Source organism: Exiguobacterium sp. A1_3_1 (assembly GCF_048985645.1).
Lineage (GTDB): Bacteria > Bacillota > Bacilli > Exiguobacteriales > Exiguobacteriaceae > Exiguobacterium_A > Exiguobacterium_A indicum.
In genome coordinates, this window is the sequence record NZ_WBYY01000207.1 from 1 (window position 1) to 5,108 (window position 5,108).

A 5,108-nucleotide genomic window follows, 5' to 3' on the forward strand; every position below is an offset into this window, starting at 1 on the left:
CTCGTGGGCTCGGAGATGTGTATAAGAGACAGGCTCGGTAGCGGCTTTAAAATTGCGATGCGTGACTTATCGATTCGTGGCGCCGGGAACTTACTCGGTTCCCAACAATCGGGCTTCATCGACTCTGTTGGTTTCGATCTTTATTCGCAGATGCTGGCAGAAGCGGTTGAAGAACGGAAAGAACGGATGAAGGGCAAAAAACGCGTCCAGAAATTCGTACCTGAGTTCACGTTCAGTCTTGATGCGTATATTCCATCGCACTACATGACGGACTCCGAGCTGAAAATCGAATTTTATAAACGTTTGAAATATGTCGATACCGTCGATAGTCTCGAACAACTTGAAACAGAGATGCTCGAACGATTCGGTGAGTTCCCGGATGAGGTTGCTCGTTTGATCCAACTGACGCGGATGCGGATTTTTGCTGAACGAGCGCGTGTCGAGCGCGTCAAACAAACCGATCCGAAAATCGAGATCGTCTTGTCACTTCAATCAACACAGCAGTTGGATGTGGCGGATTTCGTCAAATGGACCGTTCCGCTTGGACGTGGTCTAGGGATGGGGCAACAAGAACAGAAACTCGTCTTGACGCTCAACCGCAACAAGCAGTCGACGCAACAGATGACGATGCAAGCAGAACAGTTGCTAGCAGAGCTTGATCGTCGGCTCGTCGCACGATGAATAGACGAACGATTGCGCAAGGCGCAGCACTGCTTGCGATCTCTAGTTATATCTCGAAACTGCTCAGCTTCTTTTACCGGATTCCGTATCAGAACCTTGCAGGTGACTTCGGACTGTACGTCTATCAGACGGTCTATCCCTTATTCGCGATAGCGGCAGCGCTAGGTATTTATGCGCTGCCCGTCATCGTGGCGAAGTTGACGCTCCATCATCCAGATGAAAAACGAGAAGTTTTATGGTCGATTTTGTACGTCTTACTTGCGATGACGGTCTTCTTTGGTCTGTTCGGATGGTGGATTGCCCCGACACTTGCGGGTTGGTTTGGAGACGATAAACTCGTTGTTCCGTTGCGAGCCGTCACGTGTACGTTTTATTTACTACCTGTGATTGCCGTTCTTAGAGGCATGTTTCAAGCAGATCTCGAGATGCGACCGACGGCTGTATCCCAAGTCTCTGAAAATGCCGTCCGTGTCGGACTCTTGTTGCTCGTGACCTATATCGGCGTCTCGATGCAGGCGGACCCTTACTGGATTGGTGCCAGTGCCCATCTGACAGCGATCGGTGGCAGCATCGTTTCGTTATTCGTCCTGTTACGTTTTGCGAAAGGGAAGATCGGTCGTCCTGTGTTTTCAGGTATTCACGTACGTCGGGTCGGGAAAGTGCTCGTGACAAGCGGGGTGGCGGTCAGTATCGCCTCACTTGCCTTGTTACTGATGCAATTGATCGATGGATTGACGTTCGTCAATCTACTTGGCAATACGACGGAGACGAAAATTGAAAAAGGGGTGCTCGACCGTGGGTATCCGTTACTGCAATTCGCGATTCTCTTTGCGACATCGATGAGTCTTGCGAGTGTTCCATCCTTATCAACCGCATATCGAAAGCATGATCCGCAGATGATGCGTCAACAACTCGAGACATTACTCCGTTCCGGTCTATTGATTGCCGCTGCAGCGACAATCGGACTAATGGGTGTGATGCGTCCGCTCAATATTGCGTTGTATCAAGATGACCAGGGAACAGCAGGGTTGATTTGGCTCGCGGCGACGGCATTTGCCGCTTCGATTGCGATGATGATCATCTCTTGTCTCCAGTCGGTCGATGCTGAAAAATATGCGCTCGTTGGTGTTCTTGTCGGATTAGGGGCGAAGCTCGTTCTGAATCTCTATTTCATTCCCCGATATGGTATGATCGGGGCGGGTATGGCGACATTTGGCGGTTTTGCCGTCATGGCGACAGCACAATGGATTTTATTGAACCGGAAATTCGGTCGCGTATCGGCAGGAAACGCGTTCTACCGACGACTGGTCTTACCTGTGCTCGCCATGAGTGTGTTTCTGTACCTGATCGAAACGTTCTTCCGGCTGTTTGAGCTTGAGACACGAATCGGTGCGGCACTCGAAGTCGGCGTCCTTGTCGTCGGTGGTGCCATCATTTATGGCAGTATGGCATTACGCGTTCGTGCATTAACAGCACAAGAGTGGGCGCTATTGCCTTTAGGAGATAAGTTATATCAGATGTACCAACGTAGGAGGAGTATATGACACACCGAATCACGATCGTCGGCCTTGGCGTCGGCGAACTCGAACAATTGCCGTTTGGCATCTATCGATTATTAAAAAACACGACACAGCCTGTCTATTTACGGACAATGGATCATCCAGTCGTTTCAGAACTCGCAGCAGAGGGAATGAACTTTACATCATTTGACTCGGTTTACGAACGACATAGTCGGTTTGAAGACGTATACACAGAAATCGTTGAGGAATTGCTTCGCCTCTCAAAGACGACGGACATCATCTATGCCGTCCCAGGTCATCCACTGGTCGCTGAGAGTACCGTCCAGCAGTTATTAGAGCGGACGGACGCGGTCGACGTTGTAGGCGGACAAAGTTTTCTTGATCCGATGTTCGCGGCGCTTGGCGTAGATCCGATTGAAGGATTCCAGTTGCTTGATGCGACGGCGTTTACCGTCGATGAAGCGCAGATCCGTCAACATTTGCTGATTGGACAAGTCTATGATGCGCTCGTCGCCGGTGATTTAAAGGTTCAGCTGATGGAACGTTATCCGGACGAACATCTCGTCACTCTGGTCACAGCAGCGGGTACAAGCAAACAAACTGTCCAAAGCGTGCCGTTGTATGAACTCGATCATGTGACGACGCTCAGTAACTTGACGACAGTCTACGTGCCACCTGTTACGGATGAGCAGACGCTGAACCGTGACTTCGCGACATTAAAAGAGATTGTCGCACGGTTACGTGATGAAGGCGGTTGCCCATGGGATCAAGAGCAGACACATGAGTCCTTAAAACGTCATTTAATCGAAGAATCTTATGAATTACTGGAAGCAATCGACCTTCAGGACGATAACTTAATGATAGAAGAGCTAGGAGACGTCCTTTTACAGGTCATGCTCCATGCACAAATTGGTCTAGATGAAGGGTATTTCGACATTCGAGATGTCATCGGAAGCGTCAGTGATAAGATGATTCGTCGCCATCCACATGTGTTCGGAGAAACGATTGTCGATTCTTCGGCAGACGTCGTTTCGAACTGGCAAGACATTAAAGCACAAGAGAAACCGGAGCGGACTTCCTTGCTCGATGGCGTAACAAAAGGGGCACCTGCCTTGATGCGCGCAGAAGATATTCAAAAGAAAGTGGCGAAAGTCGGTTTTGAATGGAGTGACGTCGAGGGTGCACTTGAAAAAGTAATCGAAGAGTTACGTGAATTGAAGGAAGCCGCACCAGAAGAACGACTAGGTGAATTCGGAGACGTTCTGTTTTCGATAACACTCGTTGGGAAATACCTTGGTCTCTCGGCAGAAGAGGGGCTACAACAGACGAACGATAAATTCATCCGTCGCTTTACGCGAATGGAACAGCTAGCGGATCGACCGCTCGTTGAGATGACGCTTGAAGAGCAAGATTCACTCTGGCATCAAGCGAAGCAGGAGGAACAGTCATGAGACTTGATAAATTTTTAAAAGTATCGCGTCTGATCAAACGACGGACGCTTGCGAAAGAAGTAGCCGATCAAGGTCGGATTACAATCAATGGTAATGTGGCGAAAGCAAGTAGCACGGTAGCAGCAGGTGATGAGATGACGATTCGGTTCGGAAACAAGATCGTCACGGTTGCGATTTCGAGCATTAAAGAACATGCCAAAAAAGAAGAAGCATCTGATATGTATGAGATCATCCGTGAAGAAAAGGTGAATTCCGAAGAATCGATGTAATTTACCGGAAAAAGGAAGTATACTAAAGAGTGTCAGGGGTGACCACTCAGAAAGAGGAGGGATGATATGCCAACACCGCTCGAATCAGGGCGTCCTGCGCCAAAGATCAAGCCGCTCAATGACCGTAAAAAGCAGTTGAGTCAGAATGCCATCGAAAACCGTCGACGTCTCAAAAATCGCTTTTTCCTGTGTCTGACCGTCTTTTTACTCATCTTTTCCCTCATGGGGTGGTCATACATGGAGAAACGGCAATTGATCGCTGAACAAAAGCAGTCGTTTCAAGTCGCCGAACAAGAGCAGACGAAAGCAAAAAAAGAGACCGCCCGCCTGAAGGAAGAAATCAATCGTCTCAATGATAAAGAGTATGTAGCGAACTTAGCTCGAAGCGAGTTGCTCTATTCGAAAAAAGGGGAAACGATCTTCTACTTTTCACCGGAAGACTAATTGAAGGTTGCCGATTGATTGAAAAAAGAATGAATCACTCGTATAATAAGAAACGAATCAACTAAAAAGGAGCAATACAATTTATGTCGATTGAAGTAGGCAGCAAAGTGCAAGGGAAAGTAACAGGCATCACGAATTTCGGAGCGTTCGTTGAGTTACCAACAGGGAAAACTGGTCTTGTTCACATCAGTGAAGTGGCAGATTCTTACGTTAAAGACATCAATGATGTGTTGACGGTTGGTCAAGAAATCACCGTCAAAGTCTTAAGTGTTGAAAACGATGGTAAGATCGGTCTTTCCATCAAAAAAGCCGTCGATCGTCCAGAAGGCGAACGTCCTCGTCCTGCACGTCAGTTCGACCGTGGACCACGTCCAGCAGGACAAGATCGTGGACCACGTTCGTTCGATAACAAAGGACCACGTGGAGGCGGTAACCGTGGAGGCTTCAACAAAGGCGGCCGTGGCACACCACCACCGCGCAAAGAACAATCGTTCGATACGCTGATGTCTAGTTTCCTGAAAGATAGTGAAGATCGTCTTGCTACATTGAAACGTCAAACGGATTCAAAACGTGGCGGACGCGGCGCAAAACGTCAATAACTTGCTGACCTGTTCTTTATAAGAATAGAGATGGAATGACGCCGTTCATTCCATCTTTTATTTTTTTGAAATTATTTTTAGAAAAAGCGTTGACTTTCATTTGACCTGCCCGTATTATAGAAAATGTGCTTAAGACGCACGAGT

The 5,108-nt window shown here is 48.1% G+C and carries 6 protein-coding genes; all 6 read left to right on the plus strand.

All coding sequences use genetic code 11. The features are described from left to right. Positions 1–681, plus strand: a 681-nt coding sequence (locus F8N00_RS16095) for a TRCF domain-containing protein (protein ID WP_421018571.1), incomplete at its 5' end; no start/stop codon positions are given. Next, the gene (locus tag F8N00_RS16100) at positions 678–2,225 is read left to right on the plus strand and encodes a putative polysaccharide biosynthesis protein (protein ID WP_023466552.1); all 1,548 of its coding nucleotides are present in this window, start codon (positions 678–680) and stop codon (positions 2,223–2,225) included. The genes F8N00_RS16095 and F8N00_RS16100, both read left to right, overlap by 4 nt. Further along, positions 2,222–3,652, plus strand: a complete 1,431-nt coding sequence (mazG, locus tag F8N00_RS16105) for a nucleoside triphosphate pyrophosphohydrolase (RefSeq protein ID WP_075643143.1) — start codon at positions 2,222–2,224, stop codon at positions 3,650–3,652. Before F8N00_RS16100 ends, mazG begins: the two co-directional genes overlap by 4 nt. After that, positions 3,649–3,921, plus strand: coding sequence for an RNA-binding S4 domain-containing protein (locus tag F8N00_RS16110; RefSeq protein WP_023466556.1), 273 nt, complete (start codon positions 3,649–3,651; stop codon positions 3,919–3,921). The genes mazG and F8N00_RS16110 overlap by 4 nt, the downstream gene beginning before the upstream one ends. Positions 3,922–3,987: 66 nt before the next feature. After that, the gene (locus F8N00_RS16115; RefSeq protein ID WP_023466557.1) at positions 3,988–4,365 is read left to right on the plus strand and encodes an FtsB family cell division protein; all 378 of its coding nucleotides are present in this window, start codon (positions 3,988–3,990) and stop codon (positions 4,363–4,365) included. An 83-nt stretch (positions 4,366–4,448) separates the two neighbouring features. After that, positions 4,449–4,964, plus strand: coding sequence for a S1 domain-containing RNA-binding protein (locus tag F8N00_RS16120; RefSeq protein ID WP_023466558.1), 516 nt, complete (start codon positions 4,449–4,451; stop codon positions 4,962–4,964). Positions 4,965–5,108 lie beyond the last annotated feature (144 nt).